Source organism: Kitasatospora sp. NPDC088779 (genome assembly GCF_040685395.1).
Classification (GTDB): Bacteria; Actinomycetota; Actinomycetes; order Streptomycetales; family Streptomycetaceae; genus Kitasatospora.
Window position 1 is genome coordinate 1 of sequence record NZ_JBFBHW010000045.1, and the last position, 17824, is coordinate 17824.

General features: G+C 74.5%; 14 protein-coding genes. 11 read left to right on the plus strand and 3 right to left on the minus strand.

The features are described 5' to 3' along the window. Positions 1-239 precede the first annotated feature (239 nt). The 9 genes from AB0P03_RS31255 (at position 240) to AB0P03_RS31295 (ending at position 11797) form a co-directional block, all read left to right on the plus strand. Positions 240-1649, plus strand: a complete 1410-nt coding sequence (locus AB0P03_RS31255; RefSeq protein ID WP_363586499.1) for a histidine kinase — start codon at positions 240-242, stop codon at positions 1647-1649. Then, a complete protein-coding gene (locus AB0P03_RS31260; protein WP_063347646.1) occupies positions 1601-2266 on the plus strand; it encodes a response regulator transcription factor in 666 nt (221 codons plus the stop codon). The genes AB0P03_RS31255 and AB0P03_RS31260 overlap by 49 nt, the downstream gene beginning before the upstream one ends. A 201-nt stretch (positions 2267-2467) precedes the next feature. Further along, positions 2468-4051: a DUF2637 domain-containing protein gene (locus AB0P03_RS31265; protein WP_363632040.1), complete on the plus strand. Its 1584-nt coding sequence runs from the start codon at positions 2468-2470 to the stop codon at positions 4049-4051. A 137-nt stretch (positions 4052-4188) separates the two neighbouring features. Continuing rightward, entirely contained in the window at positions 4189-5478 is a 1290-nt protein-coding gene (locus AB0P03_RS31270; RefSeq protein WP_363632041.1) for an aldolase/citrate lyase family protein, read from the plus strand. Positions 5479-5643: 165 nt separating this feature from the next. Further along, positions 5644-6300 (plus strand): YigZ family protein, encoded by a 657-nt coding sequence (locus AB0P03_RS31275; protein WP_363586502.1) that lies wholly within the window; start codon positions 5644-5646, stop codon positions 6298-6300. A 124-nt stretch (positions 6301-6424) separates the two neighbouring features. Beyond that, positions 6425-6739, plus strand: coding sequence for a cupin domain-containing protein (locus AB0P03_RS31280; RefSeq protein WP_363586503.1), 315 nt, complete (start codon positions 6425-6427; stop codon positions 6737-6739). A gap of 263 nt (positions 6740-7002) precedes the next feature. After that, the gene (locus tag AB0P03_RS31285; RefSeq protein ID WP_363632042.1) at positions 7003-8910 is read left to right on the plus strand and encodes a hypothetical protein; all 1908 of its coding nucleotides are present in this window, start codon (positions 7003-7005) and stop codon (positions 8908-8910) included. 114 nt (positions 8911-9024) lie between these two features. After that, positions 9025-10740 carry a restriction endonuclease gene (locus tag AB0P03_RS31290; protein WP_363632043.1) on the plus strand — a complete coding sequence of 572 codons (1716 nt, stop codon included), beginning with the start codon at positions 9025-9027 and terminating at the stop codon, positions 10738-10740. Between the two features lie 328 nt (positions 10741-11068). Beyond that, complete coding sequence (locus AB0P03_RS31295; protein WP_363632073.1) at positions 11069-11797, plus strand: ZIP family metal transporter; 729 nt, start codon at positions 11069-11071, stop codon at positions 11795-11797. Positions 11798-11876: 79 nt separating this feature from the next. On the opposite strand, the gene AB0P03_RS31300 is transcribed toward AB0P03_RS31295, so the two are convergent. Beyond that, on the minus strand, positions 11877-12494 hold the full coding sequence (locus tag AB0P03_RS31300; RefSeq protein ID WP_363632045.1) for a MarR family transcriptional regulator: 618 nt from the start codon (positions 12492-12494) through the stop codon (positions 11877-11879). Between the two features lie 167 nt (positions 12495-12661). Here AB0P03_RS31300 and AB0P03_RS31305 point away from each other — a divergent pair, with 167 nt between their 5' ends. Then, positions 12662-12994 (plus strand): DUF2218 domain-containing protein, encoded by a 333-nt coding sequence (locus tag AB0P03_RS31305; protein ID WP_363586507.1) that lies wholly within the window; start codon positions 12662-12664, stop codon positions 12992-12994. On the opposite strand, the gene AB0P03_RS31310 is transcribed toward AB0P03_RS31305, so the two are convergent. After that, positions 12967-13635: a phosphatase PAP2 family protein gene (locus AB0P03_RS31310; protein WP_363632047.1), complete on the minus strand. Its 669-nt coding sequence runs from the start codon at positions 13633-13635 to the stop codon at positions 12967-12969. The two genes, AB0P03_RS31305 and AB0P03_RS31310, sit on opposite strands and share 28 nt — an antisense overlap. 490 nt (positions 13636-14125) lie before the next feature. Continuing rightward, positions 14126-15466 carry a 4-aminobutyrate--2-oxoglutarate transaminase gene (gene gabT / locus AB0P03_RS31315; protein ID WP_363586509.1) on the minus strand — a complete coding sequence of 447 codons (1341 nt, stop codon included), beginning with the start codon at positions 15464-15466 and terminating at the stop codon, positions 14126-14128. 240 nt (positions 15467-15706) lie between these two features. Here gabT and AB0P03_RS31320 point away from each other — a divergent pair, with 240 nt between their 5' ends. After that, positions 15707-17785, plus strand: coding sequence for an ATP-binding protein (locus AB0P03_RS31320; protein WP_363632048.1), 2079 nt, complete (start codon positions 15707-15709; stop codon positions 17783-17785). The last annotated feature ends 39 nt before the right edge of the window (positions 17786-17824 follow it).

The window sequence follows — 17824 nt, forward strand, 5'->3', positions numbered from 1 at the left end:
AGGGGGGACCCTGTGGGAGAGTAGGACGCCGCCGAACAATCATTCACAGAGAACCCCCATCCGGGAAACCGGATGGGGGTTCTCTGCATTTCCGGATAATCTCAACAATCCGCTCGGGCTATGTCCACCCGCAGGTGGTGCTAGGACCACCTCGCAATTGGGGTGGCATGGCCAGTGCCTGGAGCGGGTCGTTCGTGAACACTTGTGGAGGACGATCGAGACCGGCATCAGGAGTTTCCGTGGCAACAGCGAGTCGAACGAGCGGCGTGACCGTGCGCGCGCAGGCCGAGGCGGCCGTCGCGTCGGGCGGCCAGGGGCTGGTGCGGCTGGCCCTCCTGGTGGTGGGCGCGGTGCCGGGGCTGGTGCTGCCGGTGGGAGCGGCGGTGGCGGCAGGTGGGGTCACGGCCTCGGTCTTCCAGGATTCCTACTACCCGGTGGTCCTGTTCGGCCTCGCGGTGGCGGCCGTCGCCGGCGCCCTGGTGGCGGTCCTGTTCGTGCGCCGGACGGCGAGCCGGACGCGCCAGCAGCTGGAGCGCTGGTACGGCATCCGCCTGCCGGCCGTGTACCAGCCCCGGCCCGCGTTGGAGCTGGACGAACGTGGGCATTGGTGGACGGGCTACTCGTACCACCGTTCCCGGACGGTCGCGAAGTACGCGCAACTGCTGCACTGGGGCGCCCGGGACCGGACCACCCGGTCGGAGGTGGCCTGGCTGGCCATCAGCCCCGTCCTGGTGGTGGCGCTGGCGGGTCCGGTGGCCATTCTGATGGTGCTGGGCGTGGCCTGCATCCTGACGCCGCTGCCTGTGGACGGGTTCGGGCCGGTGCCCGCGCGCCTGGTGTCGGTCCTGCTGAGCGCCGCGCTCGGGCTCGGCATGGTTGCGGTCGGGGTGCTCGTGGCACCGTACGCGGTGCGCGGGTACGCCGAGGTGGCCCGCCGGGTACTGGACCAGGACGGCCGGGCGACGCACGCCCAGCTGACCAGGCGGGTGGCCGAGCTGACCGAGACCAGGGCGGACGCGGTCGGCGACCAGGCGGCGGAGCTGCGGCGGATCGAGCGGGACCTGCACGACGGCGCGCAGGCGCGACTGGTCGCGATAGGGATGACGCTGGGCACGATCGAGCACCTGATGGACACCGATCAGGCAGCAGCTCGGGAGTTGCTCTCCGAGGCGCGGCAGTCCTCGGCCCGGGCGCTCCAGGAACTGCGGGACCTCGTTCGCGGCATTCACCCACCGGTGCTCGCCGAGCGTGGACTGGGCGACGCCGTGCGCGCCTTGGCGCTGGACAGCGCCCTGCCGACCGAGGTGTGCGTGAGCCTGCCGGACCGTCCGCCGGCGCCGGTGGAGGCGGCGGCCTACTTCAGCATCTGCGAGCTGCTGGCCAATGCGGCCAAGCACTCCGGGGCGGAGCAGGTGTGGGTGGACATCCTGTACCGGGCCGGGCTCCTGCGGATCACGGTGACGGACGACGGGGTGGGCGTGGCGGATCCGTCGCGGGGCACCGGCCTGCGCGGGATCGAGCGGCGATTGGGTACCTTCGACGGTGTCCTCGCCATCGACAGCACGTCAGGCGGTCCGACCACCATCACCTTGGAGCTGCCGTGCGAGTTGTCCTCGCCGAGGACCTCTACCTCCTTCGCGAAGGCCTGATCCGACTGCTGGAAGCGCACGGTTTCACCATCGCCGCGGCCGTGGAGACGGGCCCCGAACTGCTGGAGGCGTTGCTGACCCACCGGCCGGACGTGGCCGTGGTCGACGTCCGGCTGCCCCCGACGCTCACCGACGAGGGGCTGCAGGCGGCGCTGAAGGCCCGCAAGGAGATCCAGGGCCTGCCGGTGCTGGTGCTGTCGCAGCACGTCCAGCAGCTGTACGCGCGGGAACTGCTGGCCGACGGCACCGGCGGGATCGGATACCTGCTGAAGGACCGGGTGTTCAACGCCGACCAGTTCATCGACGCGGTCCGCCGGGTGGCGGCCGGCGGAACGGCGATGGACCCGGACGTGATCGCGAAGCTGATGCAGATCACCTCGCGTCGGCCCGGCCCGTTGCTGCGGCTGTCCCCGCGCGAGCGCGAGGTACTGGAGCTGATGGCCGAGGGCTGCTCCAACTCGGCGATCGCCGCCCGCCTGGCGGTCAGCGACGGCGCGGTGGCCAAGCACATCGCCAACATCTTCACCAAGCTCGAACTGGCCCCGGCCGAGGACGCCAACCGCCGGGTGCTCGCGGTGCTGACCTACCTCAACGGAACGGCCGGGCCGAAGGGCTGACGATCCGCCCGGTCCACGGCGGGCCGGTCGTCAGCCCCGGACGGTGACACGCCAGGCTGCGGAAACGCTGAAACAGGTGTACGAGTAAACTCCGGTGGGCCGAGCCCGGAGGTCGCTCAGCCGTCCGGCGCCCCGACAAGCGGGAACCGGCAGCCGAGGCAGCGTACGGCAGCAGCCGACATCCAGGGGTTGATAGACGTAATGGCACGCCCAACGCTCACCAAGGCCCATCGGGGCCTGCTCGGCCTGGTCGCGGCCGGCGCCTGCATCATTTCGGGCATCGGCTTCGCGGGCTCGTACAACGCGGTGCGCGAACTGGCCCAGGAGAAGGGCTTCGGGGCCTTCTCCTACGCCTTTCCGATCGGCGTCGACGCCGGCATCGTCGTGCTCCTCTCGCTCGACCTGGTACTGACCTGGCTGCGGATTCCCTTCCCGATGCTGCGGCAGACGGCCTGGGTGCTGACCGTCGCCACCATCGCCTTCAACGCGGCCGCCTCCTGGGGCGATCCACTTGGCATGGGGATGCACGCCGTCATCCCGGTGCTCTTCGTGGTCGTGGTCGAGGCCTCCCGGCACGCGGTCGGCCGAATCGCGGCGATCACGGCCGACCGGCACATGGACTCGGTCCGGGTGATGCGCTGGCTGCTCTCCCCGGTGCCGACCTTCAAGCTCTGGCGCCGGATGAAGCTCTGGGAGCTGCGCTCCTACGACGAGGTCGTCCGGCTGGAGCAGAACCGCCTGGTCTACCGGGCGCAGCTGCGCTTCCGGTACGGCCGCGGCTGGCGCCGCTCGGCGCCGATCCAGGCCCTGCTGCCGCTCAAGCTGGCCAAGTACGGGGTGCCGCTGGACCCGACGCTGTTCGACCGTCTGGACGAGGAGGCGCGCGAGCGCGAGGCTCGGGAGGTTCTGGCGGAGAAGGAGGCGCTGGAGCTCCAGCGGCAGGACGGCCGCGCCGCCACGGCCATCGCCCAGGCCGAGGCCGCCGCGCCCGCGGCTCCCGTCGCCGCCGCCCCGGCTCCCGCTTCGGCCCGCCCGGAGCCGGTCCAGCAGCCGCAGCAGATACAGCAGGTCCAACCCCAGGCCCAGACCCAACCCCAGCCCGAACCGGCCCCGGCCCCGGCTCCGGTCGCCGTCGCGCCGATGTCCGCCGAGGTGGCCGCGCCGATGCTGGCGAAGCTGGCGGCCGTCCGGCTGCGCGCCGCGCAGGAGCCGGACGGAGTGGCGCAGGAGGCCCCGCAGCCGCACCGCGAGGAGCTGAACGTGTGGACCGAGCGCCCGGTGCGCACCACGGGCCACCCGTCCGACGCCGCCCCCGGCGGGCGGGTGCCCGGCCAGGCCTCGCCGTGGTTCAAGCCCCCGCGCCCGGTCGCCGAGGAGCCGGTCCTCCCGCAGCAGCCCCAGGCCCAGGTCGCTCAGGCGGCGGGGCTCGCCGCCGAGCCGCAGCCCCGCCACCCCGGGCAGCCCGTCCCGGCCGGGCAGCCCGCTCAGGCCGAGCAGCCCGTCCACGGCGAGGAGTTCGTCGCGGCCGAGCAGTTCCCCGTCCACGACGAGGAGTCCGCGCCCCGCTCGGCTCCGTCCCGGCTGGATCCGGACCTGGCCTATGACGCCCTGGTCAGCTACATGGACAACCACGAGCACCAGCCCGACCCACAGCGCCTCGCCGAGTGGCTGACCAAGCAGTACGGCGTCACCGGCAACCGCCCGGACGGCTCGGTCCACCCCAAGGACGTCGCCGAGCTCTACCCGCAGCTGCGCGACCGCTACGCCGCCGCCGGGAGGGACTGACCCGGGCCGCCTCGGCCGGACGCTCCGTCGAATGCTCCTCCGCCCACCGCTCGGTCGGCCATTGACGCCCGGTCCGACCGGAGCTACCTTCGCCTCAACAAACTGTTGAAGTGCTGGTCCGGCGTGGAGGAGTGCGGATGTCGCAGGTCGAGGTCGACGGTAACGGACCGACGGGCGGGGCCTCCTTCTCCGCCGCCGCCCGCGCCGCCGTGGAGGCGCTGCTCGCCCCGGTCGACGCCGACCTGGCGCGCCGCTACCCCGGCGACACCGGGACCAGGCAGCCGGTGCACACCGTCTACGTCCCGGCCGACGCCTTCGCCGCCGACACCGTAAGGGAGTGGGGCCGCCAGGCCCTGGAGGCCTTCGACACCCACGCCGGCACCCCCGCCGAGCTGGCCCGTGCCCTCGGCGTGGCCGACGACGAACTGCTCGCCGACGTGCACGCCCGGGTCCGCGCCAAGCTGGAGCGCGAGCCGGTCGAGGACCTGCGGATCGACTTCGAGGACGGCTACGGACCCCGCCCGGACGCCGAGGAGGACGCCGCCGCCGTTCGCGCCGCCGAACTGGTCGCCGCCGCCGTGGCCGAGGGCACCGCACCGCCGTACCTCGGCATCCGGATCAAGTGCATGGAGGCGGCCGTCCGCGACCGCGGCATCCGCACCCTGGAACTGTTCCTGGCCACCCTGCTGGCCGGCGGCGGCCTGCCGGACGGCCTGGTCCTCACCCTGCCCAAGGTGACCTACGCCGAGCAGGTCACCGCGCTGGTCCGGCTGCTGGAGGACTTCGAGCGCCGTGCCGGGCTGCCCGCCGGCCGGATCGGCTTCGAGATCCAGATCGAGACCACCCAGGCCATCCTCGGCCCGGACGGCCGGGCCACCGTGGCCCGGATGATCGAGGCGGCCGAGGGCCGCGCCACCGGGCTGCACTACGGCACCTTCGACTACAGCGCCTCCTGCGGCGTCAGCGCGGCCCACCAGAGCATGGACCACCCGGTCGCCGACCACGCGAAGGCGGTCATGCAGGTGGCCGCGGCCGGCACCGGCGTCCGGCTCTCCGACGGCTCGACCAACGTCATCCCGACCGGCTCCACCGAACAGGTGCACGCCGCCTGGAAGCTCCACCACGACCTGGTCCGCCGCTCGCTGGCCCGCGCCTACCACCAGGGCTGGGACATGCACCCAGCGCACCTGCCGACCCGCTACGTCGCGGTGTACTCCTTCTACCGCGAGGGCCTGGCGGCCGCCGCCGCCCGGCTGGCCGCGTACGTCGCCAAGGCGGGTGGCGACGTGATGGACGAGCCGGCCACCGCCCGGGCGCTCAGCGGCTACCTGCTGCGCGGCCTGGACTGCGGCGCCGTCGACCCGGCCGAGGTCACCGCGCTGACCGGCCTGGACCGCGCCCGGTTGGACGCCCTGGCCGGGCGCTGACCCCGCGACCGGCCGACGAAGCCCGGCCAGGGCCTGTGGCGTGTCTTGTGGGTCAGGCCGGGACCGACCTGACCCACAAGACACGCCCTAAGCTGGCGGTGCCGCCCCGGGACGCCCGGGGTGTGCGCCGCCAGCCGTCGCCGTTTCCGGGAGAACCACCGCGTCATGTCCGCCACGCCGGAACCGACCGCCAGGCCGTACCTCACCATCCGGCGGGCCGGCAGTCACGAGACCGAGATCAAGAAGTCCCGGTTCATCTGCCACCTCGCCCGGGTCGCCGACGAGGAGGAGGCGCAGGCCTTCATCGCCGGCATCCGCAAGCAGTACTGGGACGCGCGGCACAACTGCACCGCCTTCGTGGTCGGCGACGAGCAGCGCCGCGAGCGTTCCAGCGACGACGGCGAGCCCGGCGGCACCGCCGGGGTGCCGATGCTGGAGGTGCTGCGCCGACGCGGCCTGACCGACACCGCCGCCGTGGTGACCAGGTACTTCGGCGGCATCAAGCTCGGCGCGGGCGGCCTGGTGCGGGCGTACGGGAACGCGGTGTCCGAGGCGGTGGACGAGGTCGGTCTGCTGGAGCGGCGGCCGGTGGCGCTGCTCGCGGTGACGGCCGACCACGTGCGCGCGGGGCGGGTGGAGAACGACCTGCGGGCGGCCGGGTACACGGTCAGCGACCTGGCCTACGAACCGGCCGGGGTGCGGATCGAGGTGGGCGTACCGCAGCCGGAGGTGCCGGCCTTCCACGCCTGGCTGGCCGAGGCGACCGGCGGTACCGCCGTCGCGGTCCCGGCCGGCCGGACGTACGTCGAGGTGCCGGTCTGATGCCGGAGCAGACGGGCGGCGGCGCTTTCGGCCACCTATTCGGCCAGATCGCGGCCGATCCGTTTCGGAGCCTTGCGGGGCGTGCCTAGCCTGGTCCGGTCGTCGAGCAGGAAGCCGCCCCGAGATGCCCGTCGTCCAGACCGTCACCCTGCCGCCGGGGGCCAGCACCGGCTGGCACTACCACCCGGGCCGGGTGGACGTGGTGGTGCTGTCCGGGACGCTGACCCGGACCCTGCACGACGGCCGGGTCGAGGTCAGCCGGGCCGGGGACTCGCTGGTCGAGGAGGCCGGACCGGTCCACGTCCACGTGGGGCGCAACCTCGGGGACGAGCCCGTGGTGCTGATCGCGAGCTACGCCGCCCCGGCCGGTTGCGCGTTGGCGGTGCCGGTCGCGGAGCCCGAGTGGAGTCGCAGCGGTGCCCGGCCCGCCGAGGCCTGACCCGCCGATGTCCGAGCAGGGCCGCTCCGGCGCTGTCGCTCGTCGCTCGTCGCCCGCCGCCCGGCGCTGAGGGCGGGTCGGACCGGGAGCCGCGCCACGCGGTGCGCGGCTTGAGCAGATTCACCCGAACGTATTGACGTGGCCCGGAGTTGGAACTTCCGCTCCGGGCCGTGGCGTTTCCTGGGCAAGGATCCGGCCGAACCGGACGAATAACCCATCGATGGAGGACACCAGACCCCACCCCGCACCACGGAGGTATGCGCATGACCTCAGACCGCTTTTCGTCGCCCGCCGGCGCCGACCTGACCGGCCCCGCGACGCCCTACCGGATGACCGTCACCACCACCGTCCCGCACCGCGAGGCCGTCGCCCTGGCCGACGAGCAGCTCGCCGCCTGGCTGAAACAGGAAGGCTGCGAGGAGCCCCCGCCGGCTCCCCGCGCCCTCACCGGGCCGCCCCCGGCCGGATCGGCCTCGACGGGGACGGCTCCAAGCCGACCGGAACCGCCCGAACTGACGCCCCCTGGACTGACGACGTCCGGACCGGCGCAGTCCCGATCGGCCCCCGCCGCCGAGCGACTGCGCCTGGGCGACCGCGTCCTGCTCGACCGCGACCGGGGCCCGCTGCGCGGCGGCCCGGCCGCCGGCCGCTACGACCGCCGACGCCTGCGCACCCCGACCCCGCACGGCACCCAGCAGCTCACCCTGACCGTGGCCACCGGGGCCGACGGCCCCACCTGGGTCCGGCTGGAGGCCGAGACGCACAGCACCGGCAACGGCGTGCGGACCCCCTGCCGGGTGCCGGTGCCCGAACTCGCCCGCACCCTCCTGCCGCTGCTCGACGCCACCGACGGCCCGGCCGCCGTCCACCCGGCTCCCCGGGTGATCACCGCCGGCGAGGTCGACGGCCTGATCGACGAGCTCTGCGACCCGGAGCGCCGGCTGCCCGTCGTGGTCGCCAGCGTCCCGGTGAACCTCCCGCTCGACCGCTGGGTCGAGGACGTCGTCCGCCCGCTCTGCCACCAGCTGCCCGGCCTGGCCACCGCCTACGTCCTGGACCCGGGCGCCCGGACGGGGTTCAACGTCGCGCTGGAGTACCACAGCGTCTACGGCGGAGCGGTGCGCACCTACCTGCCCGAGGTCGACCCCGCCTCCCGGTGCGACGGCGCCCGGCACCCGGTGCTCGCCCGGGGGCGAATAGAGCAGGACATCCGCCGTGCGGCCGGGCTGCTCGCCCGCGAGCCGCGCCGGCTCGCCGCCGACCTGCCGCTGCCGCCCCCGCTGGCGGCCGTCCCGGTGCTGCGGGTCGCCCCGGCGCCTCCCCGCGCGGCCGTCAGCCCGGCTGGGGACCCGGCCGTCGCCCGCGCCGAGCTGGCCGCGCTGGTCCGGGAGGAGCAGCAGGACCGGGCCGAGCAGCAGGCCAGGGCCGACGAGCTGGAGCGGGTCCGGCGCACCCTGCGCCACGAGCGCCGGGACAACCGCGTGGGTCGGGAGAACCGGGACAAGCAGGACGGCCGCGAGGGTCATGAGGGCCGCGACCGTCCGGAGCTCCGCGAGCGCCACGACGGTCGGGACAGCCGGGACGGCCACGTACGGGCCGGCTCCCGCGCCCTCACCGGGCGCCACTGCATCCTCCAGGGCGCCGCCGGGCACTTCGCCGCCAAGCCGTCCGCCCGGCCCGCGAAGCCGGAGACCTTCACCGAACTCATGGCCAGGATCGACGAGTTCCCGCTGCTGACCTTCACCGGTGACCAGAAGAACGCGCTCGCCCTGGACGGGCTCCGGTGCTCCGGCGCAGGCTGGGCCCGGCTCGCCTGGGACGGGCTGACCGCCCTTCAGGAGTACGCCGAGGCGGCGGTCCGCGGCGCGGCCGGCGGCGACTTCAAACAGTGGTGCGAGCACACCCCGGAGGGCTGCCACCACTTCCCGCCCCGCAAGGCGGTGCGCGGGGAGTCCCGGACGGTGTTCAGTCACACCAAGTGGAAGCGCGAACGGATGCTGCCCGTCCCGGAGAGCGTGGACGCCTCCCGGCGCGCCTTCATGGGCGCACACCTGCGGATCGGCGGCGGCCGTACCGCGCCCCGGCTGCACTACCTCGACGACTGCTCGGGCAGTGGCCGGATCTATGTCGGCTACATCGGCCTGCACCTGACCAACACCCGGACCAACTGAGAGGCTGGGCTGACCACTGCCGCCCGTTCGGTGGACAATGTCCGGCAGGGGCGGGCCGCAGGGTCGCCGGCCGCCCCGGGCAGGCGCCGGACGAGCATGGGGGAACGACGACCGATGCAGCACTCAGCAGACGGCCAGCCCGACGGCACCGCCACCGTCCAGTTCCCCCGGCCGGGCTTCCTCGCCTCGGTCTTCAGAGAGCTCAACACCGACCAGGGGCAGGGCCTGGACCCGGACGCCGCTGGCCCCGGCCCGGCCGCCCCCGGTACGTCCGGTGACGTCATGCCCGATGACGGTGCGTCCGGTGGTGACGTGTCCGATGACGGCACGTCCGGTGGTGCGGCGTCCGGCGACGGCCCGGCCGAGCCCGAGGAGTCCATCGCCGCCCACGGCCGGGCCGCCGCCCTGACCCACCACCGCACGCTCACCGTCCAGGCCGAGCACGACCGGCTGGCCGACCTGCTCCGGCGGGCCGCACTGCCCGTCTCGGCCATGGACTTCGAGAGCCAGCTGCGCCACTACGAGCCCCGCCCCTACCCGGCCGACGGGCCGGAGACCGGCAGTGAGGCCGAGCCCCGCTGGGCGGACTTCGCGCCCGCCGGGCCGGCCACCGCCGACCCCGACGGCGCCCCGGCCCGCCGCCTGCTCGACTCCGGCTACCAGCGCGAACTCGCCCAGGCCCGGCTGGCCCACCAGCGTTCCCTGCGCGAGTGGCGCACCCGCCGGGCCGAGGCCGGCAACCCAGCCGCCGACGAGTCCCGGCGCGTCCACGAGGCGGCCGAGGAGGCCCGGGCCCGCGCCGTGCGGGAATACAACGAGAGCCTGGAGGAGTGCCGGCGGGCCTACCGGCTGTCCGAGCCGGCCGCCGTGGAGTCTCTGCTGGAGCGGGCGCTCGCCGCCGCCGAGACCGCCACCCAGGACCTGCCCGCCCCCTGCCGGGCGGTCTTCCGCCCGCTCACCCGCACCGCCGTGCTGGACCTCGACCTGCCGCCGCTCGACCTGGTGCCCTCGCTCACCGGCTACCGGCTCGCCCCGGACGGCGACATCGTCCCGGTCCCGCGCCCGCCGGCGGACCGGGCCACCGACTATCTGCGCCTGGTCGCCCGGCTCGCCCTGCGCGCCCTCCAGGCCGCCGACGCCGTCGACACCGACGAGATACTCGCGGGCGTTGTGCTCAACGGCTGGCTGCGCGAGCCCGGCGCCGCCGAGCCGCTCTGCCTGGTCAGCGTGGACGCCGACCGCGACGCACTGGCCCGCACCCGGCTGCTGCCGCCCGCCACCCCGTACGAGGAGCGCGACGACGAAGGCGTCTACGCCGACGCCGAGCAGGACGAGGCGCTCGTCCGGCTGCGCCAGCTCGGCGCCGCCGTCACCCCGGACCCGTACGGCCGCGTGGGCGTGCAGCCCGCCGCGCAGGCGGGTGCCGCCGTACCGGCCGCACCCGATCTGTCCGCGAACGAGTTCGCCCAGCTGGTGCGCGACCTGCTCACCCGCGGCGGGCTCGCCGAGTGGAGCGTGCGGCTGCGCGGCCCGGCCGGACTGGTCGCCACCGGCGAGGGGGCCCCGGGCAGCGCGCTGCCCGGCCGCTGGGTGGTCTGGGCCTCCCGGGGCGCCGCGCCGGTCAGCGCGGAGGAGATCGCCACCCTGGCCGAGGCCGTTCAGGAGGAGTCCGCCGAGCGCGGCCTGCGGCTGACCACCGGCCGCTTCGCCGACGAGGCCCTCGACCTCACCGGCGAGGAGAGCCACCGGCACATCCACCTGGTCGACGGCGACGGCGTGAGCGAACTCGCCCGCACCCACCTCGGCCTGCCCCTCGCCGCCGGCCGCTGACCCCACCTCCGGTCCCCGCCCCCACTCTCGTCCCCTTCCCCGTCTTCGCAGCTCACCCCGACGGACCGCCCGGCGGGCGCGCCCCCGCACCCGACCCGAGGCTGGGGAACGGGCACCGGCGGAGCAGCGGCACCCCGGGCGATCACCGTCGAACGGTCGTCCGATACGGTCGGCGGTCGGCCCGGCCACGGGCGGACCCCAGGGGGAGAGGAATGGGCAGAGCGCCCGGCAGACCACACGGCGGCACCCGCCGGAACCCGAACGGCGGATCGACCCACCCGGAGGCGGCCCGGTGACCGCCGTCCTGGTCGCCGCCGGGGCGTTCCTGATGACCCTGATCGGCGGCTTCGTCGCCCAGCGCACCGGCGACCGCCGCCACCTCGTGCTCGGCTTCGCCGCCGGCCTCATGCTCGGCGTGGTCGCCTTCGACCTGCTGCCCGAGGCCATGCGCCAGGCACCGGACGAGGTACACGGCGTGCCGCAGGCGCTGCTGATGTTCGCGGTCGGCTTCCTCACCATCCACGTGGTCGAACGCGCGGTCGCCATCCATCGCGGCCACGAGAGCGAGTACGCCGAGCACACCCACGGCCACCAGCACGCGCACGCCCACCACACCGGGCGCCAGGGCGTCGGCCTGACCGCCGCGCTGGCCCTGGTCGGGCACAGCGTGATGGACGGCTTCGCGATCGGCGCCGCCTTCCAGGCCGGCACCACGGTCGGAACGGTCGTCGCCATCGCCGTCGTCGCCCACGACTTCGCCGACGGCTTCAACACGTACACGATCACCCGGCTCTACGGGAACAACCGGCGGCGGGCACTGGCGCTGCTCGCGGCGGACGCGCTGGCCCCGGTGTCCGGCGCCGCGATCACCCTGGCCTTCACCATCCCCGAGCACCTGCTCGGCCTCTACCTCGGCTTCTTCTCCGGGTTCCTGCTCTACCTGGCCACCTCCGACATCCTCCCGGAGGCACACAGCCCGCACCCCTCCCGCAGCACCCTGCTCTGCACCGTCGCCGGGGTGGGGTTCATGTGGCTGGTGATCGGCCTCGCCAACTAGGCCTGGCTCGGCAGGGCCAGGGCAGGACGGGACGGGGCCTGACGCGGCGGACCGCCCGGCGCCGCCGACCGCTCCCGCATCACCGCGCCGCGCCCGGGGGCGCCGTCCGCGGTGGTGGACCGGCTGAGAGGAAGCGGGCCTCGGCGGCGCGCAGCACTCGTAGCAGCACTTCCTGCTCGTCGGGACTGACCTCGCCGAAGTACTCCTGGGCCACCTCGTGCCGGACCTGCCCGATCCGTTCGACCGCTGCGCGGCCCGCCTCGGTCAGCAGGATCCGGACCGCCCGCCGGTCGGCCGGGTCGGGCCTGCGCTCGACCAGGCCGGCCTCCTCCAGCGCGTCGACCACGGTGGTCGCCGAGCGCGGGGCGATGTGCAGCCGCTCGGCCAGGTCGCTCAGCCGCATCGGGTGGTCCGGCAGCTCGCAGCCGGGCGCGTGGGCCAGGGTGTTCAGCGCCCGGGCCTGGCCGGGGGTGATGCCGTACGGCTCCAACTGCCGCCCGGTCTGCCGACGGATCCGCTTGATCGCCCTGGTCATCGTGTCGGCCAGCTCGGCGGCGGTGTCCGAGGCGGTGGCGTCTGAGGCGGTGGTGTCCGAAGCCGTGGTGCCCGAGCCTGCGGTGTCCGAGGCGGCCGCCTCGGTAGGGGCGCCGGGCGGGCCGGGGGAGGGGTCCGCCGGGTCGGTCGGTGTGGTGGTCATCGGCGGTCTCCTCGGCAGGCGTCCGCCCCAGGGTATCGGCCGGTCCGGGGCCGGTGGCCGACAGCGGACGGCGCCCGGAGAAAAATGTTGAGCTTGGCTCAGTATCTGGGTTAGCGTAGCCCCAACTGAGGGGACCCTAAGTTCCCTCCCCGGATCCTGGAGGGCCCGTGCCCCGCTCCGAAGCCCGCGTCACCACCGACCGCCCCGTCCGCTACGCCAAGCAGCTCGCCGCCCACATGGGCCGCAAGATCGAGGCCACCTTCTCCGAGGAGACCGGCCGCGGCACCCTGGTCTTCGGCGCCGGCACCGCCACCCTGGAAGCCCGGCCCGACGCGCTGCTGCTCACCGTCGAGGGCGAGCGGGAGAACCTGCCCGGCCTGGAGGACGTCGTCGGCCGCCACCTCGTCCGCTTCGGCGCCCGCGACGAACTCGTCATCGAATGGCACCGCGACAACGGCGAGACCGGCCTCGTTCACCGCAACGACGACCCCGAGGCCTGACCGCTGCCCCCGCCGCCCGGCCGGGGCAGTCGCCGGGCCAGCCCCCACAGCACCAGGGCGGCCAGGCACCAGCTGGCCACCACGTCCAGCAGCCAGTGGAAGTCGCTCCACACCAGCCCCGCGCCGACGCCCACCGCCAGCAGCACCGCGGCCGCCGTCAGCAGGCGTGCCGCCCACGGTCCCGCCACCCGCACCAGCAGCAGCGCCGCCACCCCGTACGAGAGCGACGCGGTGGCGGTGTGCCCGGACGGGTACCAGCCCCACTGTTCCGGCGTCAGCGGATCACCGAGCGGGCCCGGCCGGGCGAACGCGGCCTTGGCCGGCACCACCAGCAGCGGGATCAGTCCGGCGGTCAGCGCCGCCACCGGCAGCGGCAGCCACCAGCGCCCCGCCGCCCCCGTCCGGCGCCACCGCCACGCGGCCAGCACGCCGGCCGCCAGCAGCGCCGGGATCGCGGGCACGCTGTCGCCCAGGTCGGACAGGATCTGGCCCAGCTGGTCCAGCAGCGCGCTGGGGTGGTCCCGGTGGGCGGTCCGGACGGCTCCGCGGACCGCGCGGTCCCATCCGAGCAGCGGGCCGTCCACCGCCACCTGCCACGACACCAGCAGCAGGACGACCGCCGCCGTCAGCGGCACGGCCACCGAGCGGGCCACCCGGCCCGGAACGCCGGACAGCCGCCCCGGAGCAGGGGGGAGAGCTCCGGGGCGGCTCTGATGATCGCCGTTCCGTGCGCCCCGGGGGGTGTGGGTCGGACGGTCGGTCGATCGGTCTTCGGTGGGTGCCACCCCTCCCGGGGCGGCCTGGTCGTCCTCGCGGCACGCATGCGGACCCGTCGTCGGGGGCGACCCCGCAGGCGGCTCCGCCCATGGCTGCGGCTCGCTGTCCATCTGCGATGACACTACGTCAACAGCCTTTCCGTGCCGAGCGCCTTCAGCGATTCCCCACATCATCTTCACCCCGCCCCGGGCGGCCCTCCGGGAGCCCCGACGACCTGGCCCGACCGGGCGGCGGGCCCGTCCGACCGGCCGGTGACAACCGAACGGCCCGCGAGGACCAGAGGTCCCCACGGGCCGTTCAGCGCTGTCCGGACAACCCTCCGGAGGGGGTTCACGACCTGACGGGCGACACCGCTCAGACGGCGGCGAAAGCGCCCTCCAGGATGTCCAGGCCCTCGGCCAGGAGGTGCTCCGCGATGACCAGCGGCGGCAGGAAGCGCAGCACGTTGCCGTAGGTGCCGGCGGTCAGCACCACCAGGCCCTCGGCGTGGCAGGCCTTCGCGATGGCCGCGGTGGCCTCCGCGTTCGGCTCCTTGCCGCCCGGCTTCACCAGCTCGACGGCGATCATCGCGCCGCGGCCGCGGACCTCGCCGATGATGTCGAACTTCTCCTGCATCGCCCGCAGGCGGCCCAGCATGATCTCGCCGATCCGCTGCGCCTTGCCGTTGAGGTCCTGCTCCTTCATCGTCTCGATGGCGCCCAGCGCGGCCGCACAGGCCACCGGGTTGCCGCCGTAGGTGCCGCCCAGACCGCCCGCGTGCGCGGCGTCCATGATCTCGGCGCGACCGGTCACCGCCGCCAGCGGCAGACCGCCGGCGATGCCCTTCGCGGTGGTGATCAGGTCCGGGACGATGCCCTCGTCCTCACAGGCGAACCACTGGCCGGTACGGCAGAAACCGGTCTGGATCTCGTCCGCGACGAACACGATGCCGTTCGCCTTCGCGTACTCCACGATCGCCGGCAGGAAGCCCTTGGCCGGCTCGATGAAGCCGCCCTCGCCCTGGATCGGCTCGATGATGATCGCGGCGACGTTCTCGGCGCCGATCTGCTTGTTGATGACCTCGATTGCCTGCGCGGCGGCCTCGGCGGCGCAGTTCTCCGCACCCGTCAGCCAGCGGTACGGGTAGGCCACCGGCACCCGGTAGATCTCCGGGGCGAACGGGCCGAAGCCCTGCTTGTACGGCATGTTCTTCGCCGTCAGGCCCATGGTCAGGTTCGTACGGCCGTGGTAGCCGTGGTCGAACACCACGACGGCGGTGCGCTTGGTGTAGGCGCGGGCCACCTTCACCGCGTTCTCGACCGCCTCGGCGCCCGAGTTGAACAGCGCGGTGCGCTTGTCGTGGTCACCCGGGGTCAGCTCGTTCAGCTGCTCGGCGACCGCCACGTAACCCTCGTACGGGGTCACCATGAAACAGGTGTGGGTGAAGGCGGCCAGCTGCTCGCTCGCCTTCGCCACCACGGCCTCGGCGCTGTTGCCGACGTTCGTCACGGCGATGCCGGAGCCGAAGTCGATCAGCGAGTTGCCGTCCACGTCCTCCAGCACGCCGCCGTTGGCACGGGACACGTACACCGGCAGGGTGGTGCCGACACCGGCCGCCACCGCACCCAGCTTGCGGGCCTGCAGCTCCTGCGACTTCGGACCGGGGATCGCGGTGACCAGGCGGCGCTCCTGCGGGAGCGGCGTTGCGGCGCTCATGGTGTTCTCCAGACTTCTCGGCTCGGTGCTTCGCAGGCTACGGCCGCCCTCCCCGGCCGGGCATGCGCCACTCGGTAGCACTGAGCCGTCCGACTTGTCCGGCACGGCCAGCGCGGGTGGTGCGACTACCAGCAGGCCCCGCTCCACTACATTGAGCGCGGGCGTGTCGCCGGTACGGCGGCATGGGTATGGCGGCACCGACGGCGATCGGGCCGGGCGGGCGAGGGAGCGGGGCCGTACATGGCGCACGACGGGGCACACCACCACACCGATCGGACCACCACCAGACCCCCGGCCCCCATGCCGCACCAGCGGCCCGGCACCCGCACCGACGGGGCCCCCGCCTTCGACCTCCCCACCTGGGCCGCGGCCCCGCGCCCGGAAGCCGAACCCGGCGTCTACCGGCTGGGCTACCGCCCCATCGACCCGGAGCGGGCGGAGGCGGCCCAGGTCGCGGCCTGGCCGCTGCTCCTGCGGGCGGGACTCAACGCGGTGGTGGGGTGGTTCGCGTTCCTGTACGGGACCCAGTTGGTGCTTCGCCTGATCGTGCTGACGGTCTGGGTGAAGAATCCCACCGATACCGAAGTGACCGTGGTCGGCGTGTCCGTCAACCTCCTGGTGGCCGCGCTCGTCATCAAGCTCTTCGGCCGGATGGGCCGTTGGCCCGAGGTGTGGCGGCGGTACGTGTCGCCGTTGCTGTCGCGGGCGGTGACGCAGGAGCAGCCCGCGGAGGAGGGCGTGGCGGTGGCCCAGGTGGTGCGGCGGCTGGACCCGTGGGGCGGGCTGCGGCAGGGCGGGGCGGCCGAGGCGGCGGGGCGGCTGGAGCGGGAGGCGGTCGGGGACGTCGACTACGTGCGGATCCAGCGGGCGTGGGAGTCGGCGCAGGCGGATCCGGCGTTCGTGCCGGCCTTCGTCGAGCAGGTGGTGGCGCGCGGTGGGGCGGCCTTCGCGCACCCTTCGGAGTCGCGGGAGCTGGCGGACCGGGGTGAGCGGCACGATCTGCTGCTGGGCCAGGTCTGCCTCGGGACCGCCCAGGACGTGCCGAAGAACCCGCTGAGTCATCGGGCGGCCGGTTTCGCGCTGGATCCGGCGCTGCTGGGCACGTCGCTGCTGGCGGTGGGTCCGGCGGGGACGGGGAAGACGGCGCGGCTGGCGCGGCCGGTGGCGGAGGCGCTGTGTCTGCAGGCGCTGGCCGGCACCGCGTGCGTGGTGGTGGTGGGGGCGGCGGACGCGGATCTCGGCCCGGACGCCTGGTACGACGTGGTGATCGCGCCCGGTGATCCGGCGTCGGTGTACGGGCTGGACCTCTACGGTGCGGCGCAGGATCCGGACGAGGCGGCCGCCCGGCTGGCCGAGGCGCTGCTGCCGGACGAGTTGACGGCGCGCGCGGAGAACGCCCGGACGGCGCTGCAGCAGGTGGTGGGCCCGTTCCACGCCGCGTACGCCCGCTATCCGGGGGTGCGGGAGCTGCGGGCGCTGCTGGCCGGTGAGCCGGACGTGCTGGCGGCCCTGGTGAAGGCGCTCGGGGTGGCGGGCCGGCTGGCCGTGTACGAGCGGGACCTGGAGCACCGGGAGCGTCAGCGCGGCCGGGCGGACGATCCCGGGGCGCTGCTGGCGGACCGGCTGGCGCTGCTGGACCGGCCGGCCTTCGAGGGCGCCTTCGCGACGGACGGCACCGGGCGGCCCCCGTTCGCGATGCGGGTGCTGGACCATCCGTTGCGGGTGCGGGTGAAGCTGCCGGAGCGCAGCCATCCGGAGGCCGCGCGGATGCTGTCCCGGTTGGTGGTGGGGCAGTTCGTGCAGGCGGCGGGGGCCCGTACGGACCGTTCGCTGTTCGCCGGCCTGGTGGTGGACGACGCCTCGGCGGCGCTGGACGCGACCGCCGTGCGCGGGGTGCAGCGGATGCGGGGGGCGAACGCGGGCGTGGTGCTGCTGCTGCGCACGCTGGTGGATCTGCCGGAGGCGCTGCGGGCGCCGTTGTTCGGCGCGGTCGGCTGCCGGATGGCGTTCCCGGGGATCGCGCCGTGGGACGGCCGGCTGTTCTCGGAGGCCTGGGGGACGCACCTGGTGCAGGAGACCGCGGTGACCCACACGCCCGACACCTCGGGCGGCGTGGTGCGGCGGGCCGGGCGGTTGGGGCGGCGGGCGTTGTCGGGGACGGCGGCGCAGACGGAGTCGGTGACGACGCGGGACGTGGAGCGCTTGCGCTGGTCGCCGTCGGATCTGGCGCACGCGCTGCCGGCGGGGCACGCGGTGGTGTCGTTGACCGCGGTGTCGGGGGAGCAGGTGCCGCCGTTGCTGGTGGATCTTCGGGGCTGACGGGGCGAGGGGCGGAAGCTCGCCGTCACGGTGGATTCG

Coding starts and splice junctions, on each gene's coding strand:
- AB0P03_RS31265 (WP_363632040.1), top strand. CDS start 2,468: ATGGCACGCCCAACGCTCACCAAGGCCCATCGGGGCCTGCTCGGCCTG.
- AB0P03_RS31270 (WP_363632041.1), top strand. CDS start 4,189: ATGTCGCAGGTCGAGGTCGACGGTAACGGACCGACGGGCGGGGCCTCC.
- AB0P03_RS31275 (WP_363586502.1), top strand. CDS start 5,644: ATGTCCGCCACGCCGGAACCGACCGCCAGGCCGTACCTCACCATCCGG.
- AB0P03_RS31280 (WP_363586503.1), top strand. CDS start 6,425: ATGCCCGTCGTCCAGACCGTCACCCTGCCGCCGGGGGCCAGCACCGGC.
- AB0P03_RS31285 (WP_363632042.1), top strand. CDS start 7,003: ATGACCTCAGACCGCTTTTCGTCGCCCGCCGGCGCCGACCTGACCGGC.
- AB0P03_RS31290 (WP_363632043.1), top strand. CDS start 9,025: ATGCAGCACTCAGCAGACGGCCAGCCCGACGGCACCGCCACCGTCCAG.
- AB0P03_RS31295 (WP_363632073.1), top strand. CDS start 11,069: ATGACCCTGATCGGCGGCTTCGTCGCCCAGCGCACCGGCGACCGCCGC.
- AB0P03_RS31300 (WP_363632045.1), bottom strand. CDS start 12,494: ATGACCACCACACCGACCGACCCGGCGGACCCCTCCCCCGGCCCGCCC.
- gabT (WP_363586509.1), bottom strand. CDS start 15,466: ATGAGCGCCGCAACGCCGCTCCCGCAGGAGCGCCGCCTGGTCACCGCG.
- AB0P03_RS31320 (WP_363632048.1), top strand. CDS start 15,707: ATGGCGCACGACGGGGCACACCACCACACCGATCGGACCACCACCAGA.